Annotated in this window: 19 protein-coding genes; 5 read left to right on the top strand and 14 right to left on the bottom strand. The window is 71.1% G+C overall.

Annotated features, from left to right (window positions below):
- Positions 1 to 151: 151 nt before the first annotated feature.
- From AB6L24_RS24430 to AB6L24_RS24405, 6 genes are all read right to left on the bottom strand, one after another.
- Complete coding sequence (locus tag AB6L24_RS24430) at positions 152 to 1,054, bottom strand: LLM class flavin-dependent oxidoreductase (protein ID WP_405658431.1); 903 nt, start codon at positions 1,052 to 1,054, stop codon at positions 152 to 154.
- A 57-nt stretch (positions 1,055 to 1,111) separates the two neighbouring features.
- The gene (locus AB6L24_RS24425) at positions 1,112 to 1,558 is read right to left on the bottom strand and encodes a hypothetical protein (RefSeq protein ID WP_405658429.1); all 447 of its coding nucleotides are present in this window, start codon (positions 1,556 to 1,558) and stop codon (positions 1,112 to 1,114) included.
- Positions 1,559 to 1,791: 233 nt separating this feature from the next.
- Complete coding sequence (locus AB6L24_RS24420) at positions 1,792 to 2,763, bottom strand: MerR family transcriptional regulator (RefSeq protein WP_405663302.1); 972 nt, start codon at positions 2,761 to 2,763, stop codon at positions 1,792 to 1,794.
- Between the two features lie 128 nt (positions 2,764 to 2,891).
- Positions 2,892 to 3,887 (bottom strand): metal-dependent hydrolase, encoded by a 996-nt coding sequence (locus AB6L24_RS24415; RefSeq protein WP_405658426.1) that lies wholly within the window; start codon positions 3,885 to 3,887, stop codon positions 2,892 to 2,894.
- Positions 3,884 to 5,665, bottom strand: coding sequence for an SDR family oxidoreductase (locus AB6L24_RS24410; RefSeq protein WP_405658423.1), 1,782 nt, complete (start codon positions 5,663 to 5,665; stop codon positions 3,884 to 3,886). Before AB6L24_RS24410 ends, AB6L24_RS24415 begins: the two co-directional genes overlap by 4 nt.
- Positions 5,662 to 6,549, bottom strand: coding sequence for a M24 family metallopeptidase (locus AB6L24_RS24405; protein ID WP_405658420.1), 888 nt, complete (start codon positions 6,547 to 6,549; stop codon positions 5,662 to 5,664). Before AB6L24_RS24405 ends, AB6L24_RS24410 begins: the two co-directional genes overlap by 4 nt.
- Before the next feature lie 299 nt (positions 6,550 to 6,848).
- Here AB6L24_RS24405 and AB6L24_RS24400 point away from each other — a divergent pair, with 299 nt between their 5' ends.
- The 5 genes from AB6L24_RS24400 to AB6L24_RS24380 all read left to right on the top strand — a co-directional run bounded on the left by AB6L24_RS24400 (position 6,849) and on the right by AB6L24_RS24380 (position 10,779).
- Positions 6,849 to 7,886: an ABC transporter ATP-binding protein gene (locus AB6L24_RS24400; protein ID WP_405663299.1), complete on the top strand. Its 1,038-nt coding sequence runs from the start codon at positions 6,849 to 6,851 to the stop codon at positions 7,884 to 7,886.
- The gene (locus tag AB6L24_RS24395) at positions 7,876 to 8,757 is read left to right on the top strand and encodes an ABC transporter permease (protein WP_405658418.1); all 882 of its coding nucleotides are present in this window, start codon (positions 7,876 to 7,878) and stop codon (positions 8,755 to 8,757) included. Before AB6L24_RS24400 ends, AB6L24_RS24395 begins: the two co-directional genes overlap by 11 nt.
- Positions 8,758 to 8,759: 2 nt before the next feature.
- On the top strand, positions 8,760 to 9,671 hold the full coding sequence (locus AB6L24_RS24390) for an ABC transporter ATP-binding protein (protein ID WP_405658416.1): 912 nt from the start codon (positions 8,760 to 8,762) through the stop codon (positions 9,669 to 9,671).
- Positions 9,672 to 9,682: 11 nt separating this feature from the next.
- Positions 9,683 to 10,405 (top strand): ABC transporter permease subunit, encoded by a 723-nt coding sequence (locus AB6L24_RS24385; protein ID WP_405658413.1) that lies wholly within the window; start codon positions 9,683 to 9,685, stop codon positions 10,403 to 10,405.
- Positions 10,406 to 10,503: 98 nt separating this feature from the next.
- The gene (locus AB6L24_RS24380) at positions 10,504 to 10,779 is read left to right on the top strand and encodes a hypothetical protein (RefSeq protein WP_405658410.1); all 276 of its coding nucleotides are present in this window, start codon (positions 10,504 to 10,506) and stop codon (positions 10,777 to 10,779) included.
- A 471-nt stretch (positions 10,780 to 11,250) separates the two neighbouring features.
- Here the strand turns inward: AB6L24_RS24380 and AB6L24_RS24375 are convergent, their stop codons facing one another.
- From AB6L24_RS24375 to AB6L24_RS24340, 8 genes are all read right to left on the bottom strand, one after another.
- Entirely contained in the window at positions 11,251 to 12,081 is an 831-nt protein-coding gene (locus AB6L24_RS24375; protein WP_405658408.1) for an HAD family hydrolase, read from the bottom strand.
- Complete coding sequence (gene serS / locus AB6L24_RS24370) at positions 12,078 to 13,367, bottom strand: serine--tRNA ligase (protein ID WP_087884917.1); 1,290 nt, start codon at positions 13,365 to 13,367, stop codon at positions 12,078 to 12,080. Before serS ends, AB6L24_RS24375 begins: the two co-directional genes overlap by 4 nt.
- Positions 13,368 to 14,046: 679 nt before the next feature.
- On the bottom strand, positions 14,047 to 14,982 hold the full coding sequence (gene pheA, locus AB6L24_RS24365; RefSeq protein WP_405658405.1) for a prephenate dehydratase: 936 nt from the start codon (positions 14,980 to 14,982) through the stop codon (positions 14,047 to 14,049).
- Positions 14,983 to 15,090: 108 nt separating this feature from the next.
- A complete protein-coding gene (gene efeB / locus AB6L24_RS24360) occupies positions 15,091 to 16,359 on the bottom strand; it encodes an iron uptake transporter deferrochelatase/peroxidase subunit (RefSeq protein WP_405658403.1) in 1,269 nt (422 codons plus the stop codon).
- A 6-nt stretch (positions 16,360 to 16,365) separates the two neighbouring features.
- Positions 16,366 to 18,396: a copper resistance CopC/CopD family protein gene (locus AB6L24_RS24355; RefSeq protein ID WP_405658401.1), complete on the bottom strand. Its 2,031-nt coding sequence runs from the start codon at positions 18,394 to 18,396 to the stop codon at positions 16,366 to 16,368.
- Between the two features lie 16 nt (positions 18,397 to 18,412).
- Positions 18,413 to 18,991, bottom strand: a complete 579-nt coding sequence (locus AB6L24_RS24350) for a copper chaperone PCu(A)C (RefSeq protein WP_405658399.1) — start codon at positions 18,989 to 18,991, stop codon at positions 18,413 to 18,415.
- Entirely contained in the window at positions 18,988 to 19,680 is a 693-nt protein-coding gene (locus AB6L24_RS24345; RefSeq protein WP_405658397.1) for an SCO family protein, read from the bottom strand. Before AB6L24_RS24345 ends, AB6L24_RS24350 begins: the two co-directional genes overlap by 4 nt.
- 73 nt (positions 19,681 to 19,753) lie before the next feature.
- Entirely contained in the window at positions 19,754 to 20,506 is a 753-nt protein-coding gene (locus AB6L24_RS24340; protein WP_405658394.1) for a YcnI family protein, read from the bottom strand.
- Between the last annotated feature and the right edge of the window lie 80 nt (positions 20,507 to 20,586).

Here is a 20,586-nt window from a genome sequence, read left to right as displayed (position 1 = left end):
TCTGAGTACGTCTCACACCCGTGCGCCCCTGCCGAACCTCCGGCCCACCGGCGGCCGGAGGCGTCGGCGGCGCACGGCTGCCTCGGGTGAGCCTCGCGTCAGAGCCGGCGGACCTGTGGCGAGACCTTCGCCGAATCCGGCCGAACGCGCGTCAGAGCTGGGCGAGCGCCTCGGTCGCGATGCGCTCGAAGACCTTCTCGTCCGCGCCGAAGTCCGTGCCGGGCAGCGGCCAGTGCAGGACGATCTCGTCGAAGCCGAGCGCGGCGTGCTTGCCCGCGAAGTCGACGAAGGCGTCGAAGGAGTCCAGCGGGCGGTCCGGCGTGAAGCCGGTGAGCAGCACCTTGTCCAGCTCCTCGACGTCGCGGCCGACGTCCGCGCAGGCCTTGCCGAGCTTGTCGAGCTGGCCGCGGATGGCTTCGAGGGACTGCCCGGGGGTGCCCGTCGCGGAGATCTTCGGGTCGCCCGTCGTCACCCACGCCTGCCCGTGCCGCGCGGCGAGCCGCAGGCCGCGGGGTCCGGTGGCGGCCACGGCGAACGGCAGCCGGGGACGCTGCACACAGCCGGGGATGTTCCGCGCCTCGTACGCCGCGTACCGCTCGCCCTCGTACGTCACCGAGTCCTCGGTGAGCAGCCGGTCGAGCAGCGGCAGGAACTCACCGAAGTGGTCCGCGCGCTCCCGGGGCGTCCAGGGCTCCTCGTCGGCGCGGCGGAGCGTGGCGGCGTCGAAGCCGTTGCCGCCCGCGCCGATGCCGAGCGTGATCCGGCCGTTCGACACGTCGTCGAGGGTGATCAGCTCCTTGGCGAGCGTCACCGGGTGCCGGAAGTTCGGCGAGGTCACGAGCGTGCCCAGGCGAATCCTCTCGGTCGCCGCCGCGGCGGCTGTCAGGGTCGGCAGCGCGCCGAACCAGGGCCCGTCGCGGAAGGTCCGCCAGGAGAGGTGGTCATAGGTGTACGCGGTGTGGAAACCGAGGTCCTCCGCGCGCTGCCAGCGCTCCTTGCCCCCCTCGTGCCAGCGGCGGACGGGCAGGATGACGGTGCTCAGACGCAGACTCATGTCTTCGAGCGTACGACCGTCCGGAGCCTCGCCTTCCCCTTGTGGTCGGACGCGCGCTCAGTGGACCCGGGCGTTCAGCCAGGGCGTGAGCGAGATCATGGGGATCAGCTCCTTGTACGTCTCGTCGCCGGGCAGCGGTACGACCAGCCAGTAGCCGGGCGGGAAGCGGCGCCCCTTGACGTACGCGAGGCCGCCCAGGACGGACCGTACGAACGCGGGCACCGCGTCGCGCGGGATGTCGTGGCACTCGACGCCCTCGACCTCGATCAGCGCGTCGTCGTCGGGGTAGAGGCGCACGGAGAGCCGGGGGGAGCCGCCGAACTCCACGTACGCCTCGTGCGGCAGCGAGCCGTCCGGGTCGGTCGCCACCTCGAAGCCTGCGGCGGTGCGCCGGGAGGTCTGGTCGGCGCCTATGTCGTGCGTGACCTCGATCTCCCGCTCGTGCTCACGCGCTACGGCGCGCAGCGCGCCGACGGCCGCTTCGGTGCTGTGCAGGTGCTCCATGTCTCCCGATCATGCCTGGTCGGCGGCGCGGACGCGCCCGCTCCGCGTCTCGTTCCGCGTCTCGTTCCGCGTCTCGGTCGGAAGCGCGGTCGCCGTTTCTCCGCGTGCTCGCCCGTTCTCCGCGCACTCGATTTCTCGCCACCGACTTTTCATCGACGAATTTTCACCCACAGGTTTGATCCACAACCAAGTCCGGTTATCCACAGGCTCGTTGACGATTCTGTGGACAACTCTCAGGCGGATGGCGGCCTTTGGGTAACTTGGGCCTGTTTGTTGTCGATTGAGGCAAGTCTGTCCAATGTGCGGCTGTGGACTTCCCGTTCGGCCGCCGCCGCGATGAACTCCGCCGCGTGCTCGCGCCCAACCAGCTCCTGAACAGCGCGCATTGTGTCGGCGGGCAGACCCACGTACGCGGGCTCGTCGCCCGCTCGGAGGGGTTCCTCGGCGACGAGGTGGCGGCGCAGGTTCCGGGTGGCCAACAGGCGCATCGCGCGCGCCAGTTCCGCGTCGACCGACTTCTGCGCCAGCGGGCGGAGACGGCGGATCAGCGAGGCGGCCTCGGCCGCGTCGGCCTCGGTCGGCTGATGATCGCCGAGATAGCGCGCGAAGACGTACTCGTTGGTGAACTCCAGGAAACGGGCCGCGATGTGCTCGACCTGCCCCCTCAACTCCCGCAGATGGCTGGAGATCGCCGACAGCGGCACCCCGGCCGCGTGCAACTCGGCGGCCACCGCCAGCTCTTGCGGGCTCGGCACCAGGAACTCGTCGTCGTTCCCCGGCAGCGGTTCGAGTACGCCGAGCGCGACCGCGTCCGCCACCGCCGCCGGGTCCGGGACGCCGCCGAACGCCTCGATCAGCTCGGCCCGCGTGATCCGGTCGGCCTTCTCGTCCGTCCAGGGCCCGTCGACCTCCGCGACCAGGCCGAGCACCCCGCCGAGGCCGCGGCCCGCGTCCCAGGCCTCCAGGAGCTCCTTGATGGAGGCGAGGGTGTACCCCCGGTCGAGCAGGTCGGCGATCTGGCGCAGCCGGGCCAGATGCGCGTCCCCGTACACATTGGACCGGCCGCGCCGCTCGGGCCGGGGCAGCAGGCCGCGGTCCTGATAGGCCCGGATGGTGCGCACCGTGGCCCCGCTGTGGTGGGCGAGGTCCTCTATGCGGTACTCCACGCGGGGCTCAGCCGGGGCGGGCGCCGACACCTGGGGCACCTCCGTCCCGCCCGCGGCCTCCGCGCCCTCTCCCGCGGCCTCCGCGCCCTCTTCGGACCACCGCTCCGTGCGCGACCCCGTGGCCGACCCGTCCTCCACCACGCTTCCGCCCCTCCCGACGCTCCGTACTAGGCGATGGCCGCGCGGCCCGCCACCGCCGCCGCGGTCCGCGCCGCGGGCGACTGCGCCAGATAGTCGACGGCCTTGCGCAGCGAGCCCTCCTGCGACGGATGGTACGACCGCCGCAGGTAGCGGGGCACGGCCGCGCCGAGCTTCCGCATGGAGGGCAGCAGGCCCTTGTCGACCGCCCTGTTGTACGCCCGGGGGGTCAGCCGGGGCCTTCCCGCCGCCCTCGCTGCCCCTGTGGTCCCCGCTTCCCCCGAGGCCCCTGCCGCCCTCGCGAAGCGCGGATCGTGGCGGAGCAGATACGCGCTGCCCCAGATCCACAGGTAGAGCATCACGGGTGCCGTGACCGCCATCGCCGCGACCCGGCGTGCGTACCGGGGCGCGCCCGTGCCGCCGCAGTGCTGGTACATGTCGAACGCGACCGCGCGGTGCTCCACCTCCTCCGCGCCGTGCCAGCGCAGCAGGTCGAGCATGACGTCGTCCGCCCCGGCCCGGTCGAGCCCGTCGGCGGCGAGCACCCAGTCCCCGAGCACGGCCGTGAACTGCTCGATGGCGGCCACCACCGCGAGCCGGAACCGCAGCCACTCCTGCGTCGACACCAGCGGTCCGAGCGGCGTCCGGTCCCCGAGGAGCCGCTCGAAGAGGAAGTCGACGTACTTCGTGAAGTCGGCCGTGTCCAGGCGCTGCGCCGCCAGGTGGTCGAGCACGTGCGCGTGCTGCACGCTGTGCGTCGCCTCCTGTCCCATGAAGCCCTTGACGTCCTTGAGGAGCACGGGGTCGGTGACCAGCGGAAGGCCTTCCTTGAAGACCTTCACGAACCACCGCTCCCCCGCCGGGAGCAGCAGGTGCAGGACGTTGATGACATGCGTGGCGACGGGCTCGTCGGGGATCCAGTCCAGCGAGGTCTCGTCCCAGTCGAACGAGACCCGGCGCGGCACGATGGCGTAGTGCTCTTCTTCGTGTTCTCCCTGGTGCGCTGCCGGCTTCTCCGTGCTCACAGCGGTGGCTCCAATCGGGCTATCGCGCGCAGGGCCTTGGGCGTGAAGCGGGACATGAGGTGGGCGCCGCGCGCCTCCGGGGTGACGGGGACGACGGCCTGATTGCGCACGACGGCGCGCAGGACGGCGTCGGCGACCTTCTCCGGGGGGTAGTTCCGCAGGCCGTAGAGGCGGGCGGACTTCTTCTGGCGGCGCTTCTCCTCGTCGGCGGAGACCCCGGCGAAGCGGGCGGTCGACGTGATGTTCGTGTTCACGAAGCCCGGGCAGATCGCCGAGACGCCGATGCCCTGCCCGGCCAGCTCCGCGCGCAGGCACTCGCTGAGCATGAGGACGGCGGCCTTCGACGTGCTGTACGCCGGCAGGGCCTTGGAGGGCTGATAGGCCGCCGCCGACGCGGTGTTGACGATGTGTCCGCCCTGGCCGCGCTCGGCCATCTGCCTGCCGAACAGACGGCACCCGTGGATCACGCCCCACAGGTTGACGTCGAGGACCTTCTTCCAGTCCTCGGAGCTGGTGTCGAGGAAGGAGCCTGACAGCCCGATGCCCGCGTTGTTCACCAGGACGTCCACGACGCCGTACTCCGTGGCGACCTTCTCGGCCAGCTTCTCCATGGCCTGCTCGTCGCTGACGTCGACCGTCTCCGCCCAGGCCGCCGGGGCGCCCACGAGCCGGGACAGCTCCGCCGTGCGCGCCGCGCCCTCCGCGTCCCGGTCGACGGCGATCACCTTCGCGCCCGCCTCGGCGAACGCGAACGCCGTGGCCCGCCCGATGCCGCTGCCCGCGCCCGTGACCAGGACGAGCTGGCCCGCGAACCGCTCGGCGTGCTTGCCGGGCGCCGGGGCCGCCGCGCTCGCCAGGGCCGGGGGACCGCCGTCCTCATGGGCCGTGACGAACTCCGTGATCCACGCGGTGAGCTGGTCCGGGCGGGTGCGCGGCACCCAGTGCTTGGCGGGCAGCGTGCGCCGGGTCAGCTGCGGGGCCCACGACTTCAGGCCGTCGTACACCTTCTCCGAGAGGAAGATGTCGCCGGAGGGGACGATGAGCTGCACCGGGGCGTGGGCGTAGGCGTCCGCGCGGGGCCTGCGCAGGCGGGCGCGGACGTTGTCGCGGTAGAGCCAGGCGCCGTGCGCCGCGTCCGAGGGCAGCGACAGCGTGGGATAGCCGTCGGCGGGGACCTTCTCCAGGCGCTGGAGGATCTTCGGCCAGCGCTTGCCGAGCGGGCCGCGCCAGGCCAGCTCGGGCAGGACGGGGGTGTGCAGCATGTACACGTACCAGGACTTGGCTCCCTGGCCGACGAGTTGGGCGGCGCGGCGCGGGGTCGGCCGCGTCATGCGCTTCTTGATCCAGTGCCCGACGTGGTCGAGGGACGGCCCCGACATCGAGGTGAAGGACGCGATCCGCCCCTGTGTGCGCGCGACCGTCACGAACTCCCAGGACTGCACCGAGCCCCAGTCGTGGCCCACCAGGTGCACCGGCTCGTCCGGGCTGACCGCGTCCGCGACGGCGAGGAAGTCGTCGGTGAGCTTCTCCAGCGTGAAACCGCCGCGCAACGGCTTCGGCGCCGTCGACCTGCCGTGCCCGCGCACGTCGTAGAGCACGACGTGGAAGCGGTCCGCGAGGCGCGTGGCCACCTCGGACCAGACCTCCTTGGAGTCCGGATAGCCGTGCACGAGCAGCACCGTGGGCCGCGCCGCGTCCCCCAGCTCGGCGACGCACAGCTCCACGCCGCCCGTGCGCACCCAGCGCTCACGCGCACCCAAGAGATCCACGGTCGTCATGCGGCAGCCCTTTCCTCGGCCCAGCGCCGCACGTGCGGCAGGTCGTCGTCCAGCCAGAAGGCGCTCTGCTCGGGGTCCTTGGAGTCGGTGACGACCAGGATCTCCTCGAACTTCGCGCCCGTGCCGCGGAATCCCAGATGCGGCTCGACCGCCCACAGGCCCGGCTGCGGCGGGTGGTCGGAGAACTTGTACGGCGACCACAGGGGGGACCAGCCGTCCCGGTGGCCGTGCAGCGCGTCGCTCGCGAGGCCCTTCAGGGACTGCGTGCCGAACCCGAAGACGTGCGGGGAGAAGCGGCGCTCCTTGACCCGGTCGACCTTGTGCGCGATGACGCCGAAGGGATACGCGCGATGGCGGTTGGCGTACCCCTGGCGGACCATGAGCCGGTCCACGTTCTCGTAGATCTCGCGCAGCGGGCGGCGCTCGCGGACCTCGCGCAGGATCAGCTCGCGGTGCGCCTCCAGGTCCGCGAGCAGCTTGTCGTGCACGGGGTTGAGGCCGAGGCAGCCGGAGTACCCGATGTCGGCCGTGCAGCCCTGGAACACCGGGGCCATGTCGAGGATGAAGGGCATCCCCGGCTCCAGCCTGCGATTGGTCGGGAAGAACTGCAGGGGTATTCGGAAGTTCGTGAACGCCGTGCGGTCGCCGAACCAGGCGAACGGCAGGTGGAACCAGTCCCGCACCCCCCGCTCGCGCAGCCAGTCCCGCTGCATCCGCGCCGCCTCGCGCTCCGTCACCCCCGGCTTCAGCTGGGCGGCGACGGCCTCCGCGCACGCGTACGCGAGGGCTTGCACCTGCCGGAACCCCCGCAGCTCCGCGGGGAGTTCACCCTTCACTGCCGAGCTCACGGTCGAGCCCACCGCCGAGGTCATGGCTGAGGTCATGCCACCGTCCGTCCGTCGTGTCCGCGGGCGCCGTGCCGCTCGCGCCCGCGCTCCGTCGTCTCCGTACGCGCTCGTAACTTGACACTGATGAATGTGACAATGGCTGACGGCTGCGTCAATAGTTCTGCCCAACCCTGCGGGACAGGTCCGGAAGTTCCCGGAGGCGGCACCCGGGAGAACCTGTAGGGGGCGACTTACGGACGACCCTTACGGGCCCGTAATACTCGAGAGTGACGGCCGATCGAGCCTCAGGGCTGACGCCTTGGTGTGGTCCGCGCCACTACGTTCGAACCGTGACTGTGATCGCGACCGAAAGCCTGAGCATGCGGTTCCCCCGGGTGACCGCACTTGACCGGCTCTCCATGGACATCGGACCCGGTGTGACCGGACTCGTCGGAGCCAACGGAGCCGGCAAGTCCACATTGATCAAGATCCTGCTGGGTCTGTCCCCCGCCACGGAGGGCCGGGCCGCCGTGCTCGGCCTCGACGTCGCCACCGAAGGCGGCCGCATTCGCGAGCGCGTCGGCTACATGCCCGAGCACGACTGCCTGCCGCCCGACGTCTCGGCCACCGAGTTCGTCGTCCACATGGCGCGCATGTCGGGCCTGCCGCCGGCCGCCGCGCGCGAGCGCACCGCGGACACCCTGCGCCATGTCGGGCTCTACGAAGAGCGCTACCGACCCATCGGCGGCTACTCGACCGGCATGAAGCAGCGCGTGAAGCTCGCCCAGGCGCTGGTGCACGACCCGCAGCTGGTCTTCCTCGACGAGCCGACCAACGGCCTCGACCCGGTCGGCCGCGACGAGATGCTCGCCCTGATCCGCCGGGTGCACACCGACTTCGGCATCTCGGTCCTGGTCACCTCGCACCTCCTGGGCGAACTGGAGCGCACCTGCGACCACGTCGTCGTCATCGACGGCGGCAAGCTCCTGCGCTCCAGCTCCACCACGGACTTCACCCAGACCACGGCGACCCTCGCCGTCGAGGTCACCGACAGCGACGAGCACCCGGACGGCACCGCCGCCCTGCGCGAGGCCCTCAAGGACCGCGGCGTCGCCACCCAGGACGACGGCGGGGGTCTCCCCGGCGCCGGGCACACCGTGCTCCTGGAGGCGGCGAGCGAGGACACCTACGACCTGGTCCGGGACGTGGTGGCCGACCTCGGCCTCGGCCTGGTCCGCATGGAACAGCGCAGGCACCACATCGCGGAGGTCTTCCGCACCCAGGACAGCAGCGACGAGACCGACGAGACCGGCGCGAACCGCGACAACGACGCACAGGGGCCCGCGTCCGAGCGCCTCACCGCGCAGACGGGAGGCGGCCGCGATGCCCGCTGACTCCACCCAGATCCACAACATCGGCTACCGGCACTACGACGGCCAGCGCCTGGGCCGCGCGTACGCCACCCGCTCGCTGTTCTCACAGAGCCTGCGCGGCGCCTACGGACTCGGCCGCTCCGCCAAGTCCAAGGTCCTGCCGATGATCCTCTTCGGGGTCATGTGCGCCCCCGCGCTGATCATGGTCGCGGTCGCCGTCGCCACCAAGGCCAACGACCTTCCCGTCGACTACACGCGCTACGCGATCCTGCTCCAGGCCGTCATCGGCCTCTACCTGGCCGCGCAGGCGCCGCAGACCGTCTCCAGGGACCTGCGGTTCAAGACCGTGCCCCTGTACTTCTCGCGGCCCATCGAACGCGTCGACTACGTACGCGCCAAGTTCGCGGCACTCGCGAGCGCCCTGTTCATCCTCACGGCCGTCCCGCTGATCGTGCTCTACGTAGGCGCGCTGCTCGCCAAGCTCGACTTCGCCGACCAGACGAAGGGCTTCGCCCAGGGGCTCGTCTCCGTGGCGCTGCTCTCGGTGCTGTTCTCCGGGATCGCCCTGGTCATCTCGGCGGTCACCCCGCGCCGCGGCTTCGGCATCGCCGCCGTCATCGCCGTCCTGACCATCTCCTACGGAGCGGTCTCCACCGTCCAGGCCATCGCCCACGAACAGGGCAGCTCCGGAGCCATCAGCTGGCTCGGCCTGTTCTCGCCGATCACCCTCATCGACGGCGTGCAGACCGCCTTCCTCGGCGCCACGTCCGCCTTCCCCGGGGAGCAGGGCCCCTCGACCGGCACGGGCCTCGTGTACGTCCTCGTCGTCCTCGCCCTCATCGCCGGAAGCTACGCCGGCCTGCTGCGCCGCTACCGAAAGGCCGGGCTCTAGCCATGACGTCCCTCAGCATCGACCACGTATCGCGCTGGTTCGGCAACGTGGTGGCGGTCAACGACATCACCATGACCATCAGCCCCGGAGTCACCGGCCTGCTCGGCCCGAACGGCGCCGGGAAGTCCACGCTCATCAGCATGATGGGTGGTTTCCTCGCCCCCTCCACGGGCAGCGTCACCCTCGACGGCCACCCCACCTGGCGCAACGAGACCATCTACAAGCACCTGGGCATCGTCCCCGAGCGCGAGGGGATGTACGACTTCCTCACCGGCCGCGAATTCGTCGTCGCCAACGCCGAGTTGCACGGCCTCGGCAAGAAGGCCGCCCAGCGCGCCCTCGCCACGGTCGAGATGGAGTACGCGCAGGACCGCAAGATCTCCACGTACTCCAAGGGCATGCGGCAGCGCGTGAAGATGGCCTCCGCGCTCGTCCACGAGCCGTCCGTGCTGCTGCTCGACGAGCCCTTCAACGGCATGGACCCGCGCCAGCGCATGCAACTCATGGAACTGCTCCGCAAGATGGGCGACGACGGCCGCACCGTCCTGTTCTCCTCACACATCCTCGAAGAGGTCGAACAGCTCGCCTCGCACATCGAGGTGATCGTCGCCGGACGCCACGCGGCCAGCGGCGACTTCCGCAAGATCCGCCGCCTGATGACGGACCGGCCGCACCGCTACCTGGTGCGCTCCAGCGACGACCGCACGCTCGCCGCCGCCCTGATCGCCGACCCGTCCACCGCGGGCATCGAAGTCGACCTCGACGAGGGCGCGCTGCGCATCCAGGCCGTCGACTTCGGGCGCTTCACCACCCTGTTGCCACGCATCGCCCGCGAACACGACATCCGGCTCCTGACCGTCTCGCCCTCGGACGAGTCGCTCGAGTCGGTCTTCTCCTACCTCGTCGCGGCCTGAAGGGAGTCACCGTGTACGACCCGACTGTCGCCCGGCTCACCTACCGGGCCCTCCTCGGCCGCCGCCGGGCCCTCATCCTCTTCGCCCTGCCGCTGCTGCTCATCGTCATCTCCGTGGCGGTACGCGCCCTCAGCGGCGCCGACGACCAGGTCGCCTCCGACCTGCTCGGCGGGTTCGCGCTCGCCACGATGGTGCCGATCATCGGCGTCATCGCGGGCACCGGCGCGATCGGCCCCGAGATCGACGACGGCTCCGTGCTCTACCTGCTGTCCAAGCCGGTCAAACGGCCCACGATCATCGTCACCAAGCTGACCGTCGCCATCGCCGTCACCATGGCGTTCTCGGCGCTCCCGACGTTCGTCGCGGGCATGATCCTCAACGGCAACGGCCAGCAGATCGCCGTCGCCTACACCATCGCCGCCCTCGTCTCCTCCATCGCGTACGCGGCGATCTTCCTGCTGCTCGGCACGGTCACGCGGCACGCGGTGGTCTTCGGCCTCGTGTACGCCCTCGTGTGGGAGGCGCTGTTCGGCTCCCTGGTCTCCGGGGCGCGCACGCTCAGCGTCCAGCAGTGGTCCCTCGCCGTCGCCCACAAGGCCGCGGACGGTGGTGACCTGGTCACCTCCGACGTGGGGCTGCCCGCCGCGGTGATCCTGCTGATCGTCGTCACCGCCGGGGCCACGTGGTTCGCCGGGCAGAAGCTGCGGACGCTGACGCTGGCCGGTGACGAGTAGGTCATGAGCAGGTGCTTGAAGTCTTGACGGTGTCTTCACCCTCCCACCCGGACACTGGTGGGAGGGGGATGCTTCAGCTGTGGCCGGGAGGTGCCGCGATGGCATCGGACAAGGGACGGGACGAAGGGGCCGGGGAGACCGGCGGGGACGGTGGGCCCGGGAGGGCCGGGAGCGGCGGGGACGGGCCGTGGGACGACGTGGTCCTCGACGAGGACTTCGTACGGTCCGCGGAGGCCGCCGAGCCGTCGGCGCGGGCCCGGATGCTCTCCGCGCGGTGGCGGGAGCGGGCGCCCGAGCCGCAGCCCTGGCGGTCCGACGAGCCGCCCGCCGGGTGGTTCTTCAGTCGGCGGCGGAAGAAGTGGCGCCGTAAGTAGAGCCCCGAGCGGGCCCTGGGCGGCCGCTTCTGCGGCGAGAAAAATCGGTGGCGGGGTGCGGCCGGGCTCGGCAGAGTAGTGGGTGTCACCGCGTCGGGGCCCCGCCCCGGTGCTCACCTTCTGGGAGAGGAGCCGACGATGTTCAACCACCCGTCGTCGTGCTCCCGGCAGGGCGGTCCGCGGCAGGCTCCGGAGTAGTCACTGCACTCCGTCCGAGCCCGCGCCACGGGGGATCGCCCGGGGCGGCCGCTTCGAGCGCGCACATTTCGCTGCGCGGGCCGCCCACCCAACGTTGCACTGGCCGGGTCTGGGGTTGCGGGAGCGTTCCCGTGCCCTGGGCCCGGCCTTCTGCACGTCTACATAACAGTGGCTGTCGCCCGGGGCTGTGCCCACCCGTTCCGCCCACTGGGCGGACCAGCTGCCCACAGGGTGGTGGGGGGGGACGGCCAGGAACGACCGCAGCGGATGCCGCTACGGCAGCAACCGCTCCAGTACCACCGCGATGCCGTCCTCCTCGTTGGAGGACGTGACCTCGTCGGCCACTGCCTTGAGGTCCTCGTGGGCGTTGGCCATGGCTACGCCGTGGGCGGACCAGGCGAACATCGGGATGTCGTTGGGCATGTCGCCGAAGGCGATCGTGTCCGCGGCCTTCACGCCGAGGCGCCGGGCGGCGAGGGACAGGCCCGTCGCCTTCGTCAGGCCGAGCGGCAGGAGCTCCACTATGCCCTCGCCCGCCATCGTGACGCCGACCAGATCGCCCGCGGCCTGCTGCGCCACGGCCGCGAGGTCGTCGTCGCTCAGCCCGGGATGCTGGACGTACACCTTGTTGAGCGGCGCCGACCACAGCTCCGCCACGTCGGTGAACGGGATGACGGGGAGCGGGCCCTCCTGGACCACGTACCCGGGGCCGACCAGGACCTCGCCGTCCAGGCCGTCGCGGCTCGCGGCGAGGGCCAGCGGGCCGACCTCCGCCTCGATCTTGGCGAGGGCCAGGCCGGCGAGCTGGCGGTCCAGGGTCACGGAGGTCAGCAGGCGGTGCTCGCCCGCGTGGTAGACCTGCGCGCCCTGGCCGCACACGGCGATGCCCTCGTAGCCGAGGTCGTCGAGGACGTGCCGGGTCCAGGCGACGGAGCGGCCGGTGACGATGATGTGGGCCGCGCCCGCCGCGGTGGCCGCGGTGAGCGCGTCCCGGGTGCGCGTCGAGACCGTGTCGTCGGGGGACAGGAGCGTCCCGTCGAGATCGGTCGCGACGAGCGGATACGGAAAGGACGGGCCGGGGCCGCCCGTGGGCGCGGTGCTCACTTGGCCAGGGGCTCCAGGATCTCCCGGCCCCCCAGATACGGCCGCAGCACCTCGGGGACCCGCACGGAGCCGTCCGGCAGCTGGTGGTTCTCCAGGAGCGCCACGATCGTGCGGGGCACCGCGCAGAGCGTGCCGTTCAGCGTCGAGAGCGGCTGGACCGCCTTCTTGCCGTCGCGCTCCTCGCGCATGCGCACGGAGAGGCGGCGGGCCTGGAAGCTGTCGCAGTTCGACGCGGACGTCAGCTCGCGGTACTTCCCCTGGGTGGGGATCCACGCCTCGCAGTCGAACTTGCGCGAGGCCGACGCGCCCAGGTCGGCGGAGGCGACGTCGATCACCTGGAAGGGCAGTTCGAGGCCGGTCAGCCACTGCTTCTCCCAGTCCAGGAGCCGCTGGTGCTCGGCCTCGGCGTCCTCCGGCGCGACGTACGAGAACATCTCGACCTTGTCGAACTGGTGCACCCGGAAGATGCCGCGGGTGTCCTTGCCGTACGTCCCGGCCTCGCGGCGGAAGCAGGGCGAGAACCCGGCGTACCGCAGGGGGAGCTTGTCGGCGTCGATGATCTCGTCCATGTGGTACGCCGCGAGCGGGACCTCGGAGGTGCCGACCAGGTAGTAGTCGTCCTTCTCCAGGTGGTACACGTTCTCGGCGGCCTGGCCGAGGAAGCCGGTGCCCTCCATGGCGCGCGGGCGGACCAGGGCGGGGGTCAGCATCGGCGTGAAGCCGGCCTCCGTGGCCTGCGCGATGGCCGCGTTGACCAGCGCGAGCTCCAGGAGCGCGCCGACGCCCGTCAGGTAGTAGAACCGGGATCCGGAGACCTTCGCGCCGCGCTCGACGTCGATGGCGCCGAGCGCCTCGCCGAGCTCCAGGTGGTCCTTGGGCTCGAAGCCCTCGGCGGCGAAGTCGCGGATCGTGCCGTGCGTCTCCAGGACGACGAAGTCCTCCTCGCCGCCCACCGGCACGTCCACGTGCACGAGGTTGCCCAGCTGGAGGAGGAGGCGCTTGGTCTCCTCGTCGGCCTCGTCCTGCGCGGCGTTCGCGGCCTTCACCGCGGCGGCGAGCTCGCCGGCCTTCTTCAGGAGCTCGGCCTTCTCGTCGCCGGACGCCTTGGGGATGAGCTTGCCGAGGGCCTTCTGCTCGGAGCGGAGCTCGTCGAAGCTGAGCCCGGACGACCGGCGCCGCTCGTCGGCGGAGAGCAGGGCGTCGACGAGGCCGACGTCCTCTCCACGGGCGCGCTGAGAAGCGCGGACACGGTCGGGGTCCTCACGGAGCAGGCGAAGGTCAATCACCCCTCAAGGCTACCGTCGCACGGTTCCGGCCCACGACTTGATATTCACTTCAGGGGCGATATGACCGTTTTGCCGGAATGGGAATTCCCGTGAGTGACGTACGGGTGTCGTGCCGGTGGCCGGAGATCGCCGCGCGTTCCGAGGGTCAATAAACCGGACACGAATCCCCGAAACGGGGCAGATGTCTGCCGCCGCCTTGACTCGATCCCCTTGTGGGAAGCGGGACTTGGGGAGGTGGTTGTCCACAGGAATGAGGACGTCCGGAAAGTTATCCACAGGCTGTGCGAAAGATCTGTGGACACCGGAACGGGCCGCTCCGAATGCCGCCTCCGTGTCGCTGGATTCCTGCCCCAAACCCCCTCCGGACCAACTTTCGAGTGGAAATGGTTAACTCCAAAGAGTTGATCAATGGAAAAGAATGGACGAGGGGTGATGTGCGCGGCTGTGGACGCAACTGGGGGCTGAGGATCGCTATGTCGACGATGTCGCACTTCGTTGTCGACTTGTCCCCAGATCGAGAAGGGCACCTGTGGATAACTTCTGTGGACAACGTAAATCTGCAGGTAGTACTGCGTTTTCAGCCATGACCGCGGTCGGCGGGAGGTCATGACGAAGCACCGGCAAACGTCAGGCGAAGGCGCGGCGAACGCTCACAGCCGCCGCCCCGGCACGGCGTCGCTCAGAAGCGGCCGTCCTGGCATTGCGTCAGCCAGTCCGACGCCGCCAGGAATTCCTCGTCGGACGTGCCGGCGCGCAGCGGCCGCACATCCGCCACCGCCACCCCCGCTCGCGGATACGACCCGAGGAAGCGCACCTTCGGGCAGATCCGCTTCAGGCCCATCAGCGCCTCGCCCACCCGGCGGTCGGTGATGTGGCCCTCGGCGTCCACGCTGAAGCAGTAGTTGCCGATGCCCTGGCCGGTGGGCCGCGATTCGATGCGCATCAGGTTGACCCCGCGCACCGCGAACTCCTGGAGCAGTTCGAGCAGGGCACCGGGGTGGTCGTCGCCGAGCCAGATGACCACGGAGGTCTTGTCCGCGCCGGTGGGCGCCGCGGGCCGTCCGGGGCGACCGGCCAGGACGAACCGGGTCTCCGCGTTGGCCGCGTCGTGGATCTCGGTGACCAGCGCCTCCAGGCCGTACGTCGCCGCGGCGAACTCGCCCGCGAACGCCGCGTCGAACCGGCCCTCCTGCACCAGGCGGGCGCCGTCCGCGTTCGACGCCGCCGACTCCCACAGCGCGTCCGGCAGGTGCTCGCCGAGCCAGTTGCGCACCTGCGGCTGGGCGACCGGGTGGCCGGTGACCGTCTTGATGTCCTTGAGCTTCGTGCCGGGGCGGACCAGGAGCGCGAAGGCGATCGGCAGGACCACCTCGCGGTAGATCATCAGAGGTGTGCCCTTGGCGAGCTCGTCGACGGTCGTCGTGACGCCGCCCTCCACCGAGTTCTCGATCGGCACCAGGGCCGCCGCGGCCTCGCCGCCGCGCACCGCGTCCAGGGCGGCCGGGACGGACACCATCGGGACGAGCTCCCGGGTGGCCGCCTCCGGCAGGGTGCGCAGGGCCGCTTCGGTGAAGGTGCCTTCAGGGCCGAGGTAGGTGTAGCGCGTCGCCGACATGGACTCACCCTAATGCGCCGGGTGAGGCGAAGGTTGGCTGTTGTCCAACATACGACCCAGTACAAACACAGGCCGACAGACGGCGACAGCCGACGACGACTGTCACCGCTACCCCTCCAGCAACCCCTGCCCCACGTATTCCCCGCTCCCCGCACCCCCCGGCACGGCAAAGAGACCGCTGGCCTCGTGCCGGATGAACTCCGAGAGCGCGTCCCCCCGGTCGAGCTTGCGCTGCACCGGGACGAACCCCCGCAGCGGGTCCGCCTGCCAGCAGATGAAGAGCAGTCCGGCGTCCGGCTCGCCCTTGGCGTCGAAGCCGTCGTGGTACGAGAAGGGGCGCCGCAGCATCGCGGCGCCGCCGTTCTGGTCGGGCCGGGTGATGCGGGCGTGGGCGTTCAGCGGGACCACGAGCTTGCCGTCGGCGCCGGTCTTCTCCAGCTTCATCTCGGTGGTCTCCGTGCCGCCCGTCAGCGGCGCCCCGTCGTCCTTGCGGCGCCCGATGACCTCCTCCTGGGCCTTGGTCGCCAGCTTCTCCCAGTCGTCGAGGAGCATCCGGATGCGGCGTACGACGGCGTAGGAGCCCCCGGCCATCCAGGCGGGGTCCGTGCCGTCCGGCTTCTCGGGCACGAAGATCCGCTTGTTGAAGTCGTCGTCGGACGGCTTCGGGTTGTTCGTGCCGTCGATCTGGCCCATCAGGTTGCGTGCCGTCATCGGGCGGGCGGTGGCGCCGGGCGAGCGGTTGAAGCCGTTCATCTGCCAGCGCACCTTCGCCGCCGCACCGGCCTGCCGCTGCAGGGCGCGCAGCGCGTGGAAGGCGACGAGCGGGTCGTTCGCGCCGATCTGCACCCACAGGTCGCCGCCGCTGCGGGACTTGTCGAGGCGGTCGGAGGAGAAGTCCGGCAGTGGGTCGAGGGCCGCGGGGCGCTGCTTCTCCAGGCCGGTGCGGCGGAAGAAGCCGTGGCCGAAGCCGAAGGTGACGGTGAGCGCGGACGGGCCCGCGTCCCGGGCGATGTCGGTGTCGTTGGCGTCGGGGCCGCCGCCGTCCGCCGGCTCGCCCGCCATCAGGCGCGCGGCGGTGGCCGACCAGCGGCGCAGCAGGGCCGCCGCCTCCTTGCGCCCGGCGCCCGGCGCCAGGTCGAAGGCGATCAGATGGCCGCGGGACTGCACGGGCGTGGTGATCCCGGGCTGGTGTTTCCCGTGAAACATCACCTCGTCCGTGCCGAGCGACGTCAGGGCCGCCCGTGACCCGCCCGTGGAGTCGGACGAGCCCGAGGGCGCCGCGGCGTACCCGGCGGCGCCGCCCGCAGCGCCGAGGGCGAGGCCGGTGGCGCCCGCCGTGCCGAGCAGGCGCCGTCGCGAAATGGTGTGGTCCGCCATGGTGGGTCAGCCGATCTGCACGTTCTTGTCGAGGGTCACTTGGTCGATGTCGGAGGTGCGCACGGTCAGTTTGACCTGCCACTTGCCGGCCATCGGGACCTGCACTCCGCTCGCGCTCCAGTGTCCGGTCGCGATGCGGTCGGGGGCGACGGGCAGCGGTCCGACGTCCTTCGCCTTGAGGGTGAAGGAGACCTTGACCTCGGGCAGGTCGAAGGCGCTGCCGTTGGGGCGGGTCGCGTAGACGTGCAGGTCGTTGCTGCCGGTGCGGCCCGGGGTCAGCTCCATGCGGACGGCGCCCTTGCCGTCCTTGCCGCCGGTGTCGAAGGGGAAGTTCACCTTGACCGGGCCCGCGGGCTGCTGTGCCGAGGTGGCCGAGGCGTTCTTGGCCTCCTCCTCGGTGCGGCCCGGTTCGGTGCTGGTCAGAAGCGTGGTGACGGCGAGCACGACGACGGCGACGCCGGCCTCGGCGAACACCGAGCGGCGCAGGCCCGAGCGGTGCGGGTCGGCGTCGCGGATGCGCTTCTGGCGGGCGGTGTCCATGGCGGCCTGCTGCCGGGCGAGCTGGGCGGCACGCTTGTCCTGGCCGGGGGCCTTGGCGCCGGACGCCTTGGAGCCGTTGCCGCCGCCCTTCCCGCCGGACGCCTTGCCGTCGGCCGTGTCGACGGTCGCCGAGACGCCCGTCTTGGAGCTGTGCGCCACGGCGACCGGCTTCTTCTTCTTGGTCGAGGTGCGCTGTTCGACGACCGTCGCGGCCGCGGCCTCGGGCGCCATCCCCCCGGCCTCCCCCGCGATCCGCACCGTCCACCGCCGCGACACCGAGGCGACGCCCACGAGGACGGCGACGAGGCCGACCTTGACGAGCAGCAGCTGCCCGTACCCGGTCTCGACGAGCGCGGTCCACGAGCCGACCTGCCGCCACGACTGGTAGAGGCCGGTCGCCGCGAGCGCCACCACGCTGACGAAGGCGACGCGCGAGAAGCGGCGCACCGCCGCCGCGTCGATGTCGGGCGCGCGGTACAGGCACAGGAGCAGCGCCGCGAGCCCGCCGAGCCAGGCGGCGACGGCGAGCAGGTGCAGGACGTCGACGGGCATCGCGATCCCGGCCTGGATGCCGGTCGACGCGTGCTCGGCGAGCGCCCAGGTGGCCGCGATGCCGACGGCGACGACGCCCCCGCCGATGGCCAGGCCGAAGGCGAGGTCCCGCTTCTCCTTGGCGTCCTCGCGGCGCTCGTACGCCCCGAAGAGGACGGCGATGAACAGCGCGGCGGCCGCGAGGAGCAGCAGCCGGGAGACGAGGGCGGCGCCGGTCTTGGTCTGGAGCACGTCGCCGAGCTTCGCCAGGTCGAAGGCGTCGCCGAGCTTGCCGGAGCCGGTGTAGGGCGCCCGGAGCAGCAGGGTCACCAGGGTGGCGCCGGTGAGGGCGAGCCAGCCGCCGACGACGAGCCGCTGCAGCGGCCGGACGCCCGCGCCGCGCTGGAAGCAGCCGAGGACGAAGGCGGCGCCGCCGACGACGACGGTGAACCCGGCGTAGGCGACGTAGCGCGCGATGTCGTAGAGGGTGCCGACGAGTCCGCCGCCGACGTCCTGGTCGGGCAGCGAGACCTTGGTGGCCGATGGCGCGCCGATGGAGAAGGTGAAGGCCCCGGCGATGGGGTGGCTGTCGGCGGAGACGACCTGGTAGGCGACGGTGAAGGTGCCGTCGGGCAGGCCGGGCTTCAGCTTCACGCCGTAGGAGTGCGAGCCGAGGTCGGTGGTCTTGCCGGTGTCGACGCGCTTGCCCGCGGGGTCCAGGACCCGGACGGAGCCGTCGGACATGGCGACCTTCTCGGAGAAGGACAGCGACACCTGCTCGGGTGCCTTGTCGACCACCGCTCCCTGCTTGGGGTCGCTGCCGGTGAGCGCGGCGTGCGCGCCGGCCGGTGCCGCGGCGGCCAGGACGGAGCCGAGGACGGCGACGATCAGGGCGACGGCGACGAGCAGCAGTCGTCCGTAGCCGTTCAGGGCGGCCGGCCCCGGGCGGGGAGCGGTGGTCCGCATCAACTCTTCAGTCCCCTCAGTGCGACGAGTGCTTGTCGGTCGACGAGTGCTTGTCGGTGGTGGAGTGGGTCTTCGCGTTGCTCGGGTCGTGCTCCGTGCTGTTGGCGGAGTCCGCCGGGTTGTACGTGGCGGGCTTCACCGGCATGGAGACGGTGATCGGCTTCGACTTCTCGAAGCGGAGGGTGACCTCCACCTTGTCGCCCTGCTTCGGCTTGTGCTTGAGCTTCTCGAGCATGATGTGGTTGCCGCCGCGGGAGAAGTCGAGGGTGCCGTCGGCCGGCACGGTGAACGACTTCCGCTCCTTCATCGTGGAGCCGACGGTGGCGTGCAGGGTGACGCTGCCCGCGAGCGGGCTGGACGCCGAGACGAGCTTGTCGGCCGCGCCCTTGTTGGTGACGGTGAAGAAGCCGCCGGCCATGTCGTCCATCGCCGGTACGGGGATGTAGGCGCCGCCGACCGAGAGGTCGGGCTTCTTCGCGGAGGCGCCGTCGCCGGACTTGTCGGAGTCGCCGCAGCCCGCGAGGACGAGGCCCGCGGTCAGGGCGAGGGCTCCGCCGGTGAGGAGACGGCGGCGGCGGGTGGTGCGGTGGTTCACGGGTTCTGTCCCTTGAGGATCTTGGGGATGTCCTGCTCGTAGTCCTTGGCCGTGGCGTCCTTGCCGTTGTAGACGGCGTAGCCCGCGTCGGACTTCGGCGAGAAGGCGATGACCTGCGTGCCGTGCATCGACTCGAACTTGCCGTTCTTGAGCTTCTTGGTCGGCTCGACGTTGATGCCGACGGTGCGGCCGCTGGCCTGGATGGTCGGGAAGTCGCCGGTCAGGCCGATGAACTCGGGGTCCTGGGCCTTGAGCCACGTGCCGAGTTCCTTCGACGTGTCCCGCTCGGGGTCGGTGGTGACGAAGACGACCTGGAGCTTGTCGAGCTCGGCCTTGGTGACGGTCTTCTTCTGCAGCAGCGTCTTCTTGGCGACGGCGATGTTGCTCATCGTCAGCGGGCAGACGTCGGGGCAGTTGGTGTAGCCGTAGTAGAGGAGCACCGGCTTGCCCTTGGTCTGCTCGCGCAGGTCGTACTTCTTGCCGTGGGTGTCCTTGAGCACCAGGTCCGGCTTCTTGAACGGCCGGTCGAGGACCGTCGCGGCCTTGTCGGGCTCCATCGACACGTCGGCGACCGACTTCTTGCTGTCGCCGTCGCCCCCGCCGCCGCACGCGCTCAGGGTGAGGGCGGCCGCGGTCAGGACAGCGGCGGCGGACAGCGTCTTCGTGGTCTGCTTGGTCATCTTGCGCATACGGAAATGTCCCAGATGTGAGTGGGTCGGGACGCGCCGGGGCCGGGGGCCCGCGGCGCGTCCCGCGGGTGGCTCAGCTGCTGCGGCGGCGTCCGGCGAGCACACCGAAGGCCACGCCCGCGGCGCCGACGACGATGCCGACGATGCCGAGGGTGCGGGCGGTGGTGTCGCTGCTGTCGGAGGCGCTCTCTTCCTTGCCCTCGGACTTCGCGTCGGCCTTGGCCTCGGCCTTGTCGTCGGCGTCGTCCTTGTCGTCGGACGCGGCGCCGCCGTGGTGGTCGTCGGAGGCGGCGCTCAGCGCGAGGGCGGGCGCCGGGAACTCCGGCTCCTCCTGGCCCTTCTGCTGCGGCTCGATCCAGCGGACGACTTCCTTGTTGCTGTACGTCTGCAGCGCCTTGAACACCATCTGGTCGGCGTCCTCGGGGAGCTGGCCGAGGGACAGCGGGAACTTCTGGAAGGTGCCGGGCTCGACGCCCTTGCCGTCGGCGGTCCAGGTGACCTTGGAGACGGCCTCGTCGATCTTCTCGCCGTGGATCTCGATCGGCTTCTTCAGCTTGGTCTTGGTGACCTTGGCCTTCCAGCCGGGCACGGGCTGCGTCATCACGGACGCGAGCGGCTGGTCGGCGGGGAAGGTGATCTCCAGCTTGGTGGTGGAGGCGTCGTCGCGCTCGTTGGGGACCTTGAAGTTGACGGTCGCGTAGCCGCCCTTGGCCGCGACGCCCTCGGGGCTGACGCTGACGTGCGCGAAGGCGGGGACGGCGGAGAGCAGCAGGACGGCGGAGGCGGCGGTGCCGGCGACGACGGAGACGCGGGTCAGGGACTTCATGGCGGAATGCTCCATTTTCGGCAGGTGGTCACGGCGGTCGTGCCCGTGGTGAACGGTGAATACGGCCGTACGCACTGTGG

Origin of the sequence: Streptomyces sp. RK9, from assembly GCF_045070545.1 — a bacterium.
Classification (GTDB): Bacteria; Actinomycetota; Actinomycetes; order Streptomycetales; family Streptomycetaceae; genus Streptomyces; species Streptomyces alboflavus.
Note: the sequence above shows the minus strand (reverse complement) of the source record. Positions and strands in the feature narration are given on the sequence as shown.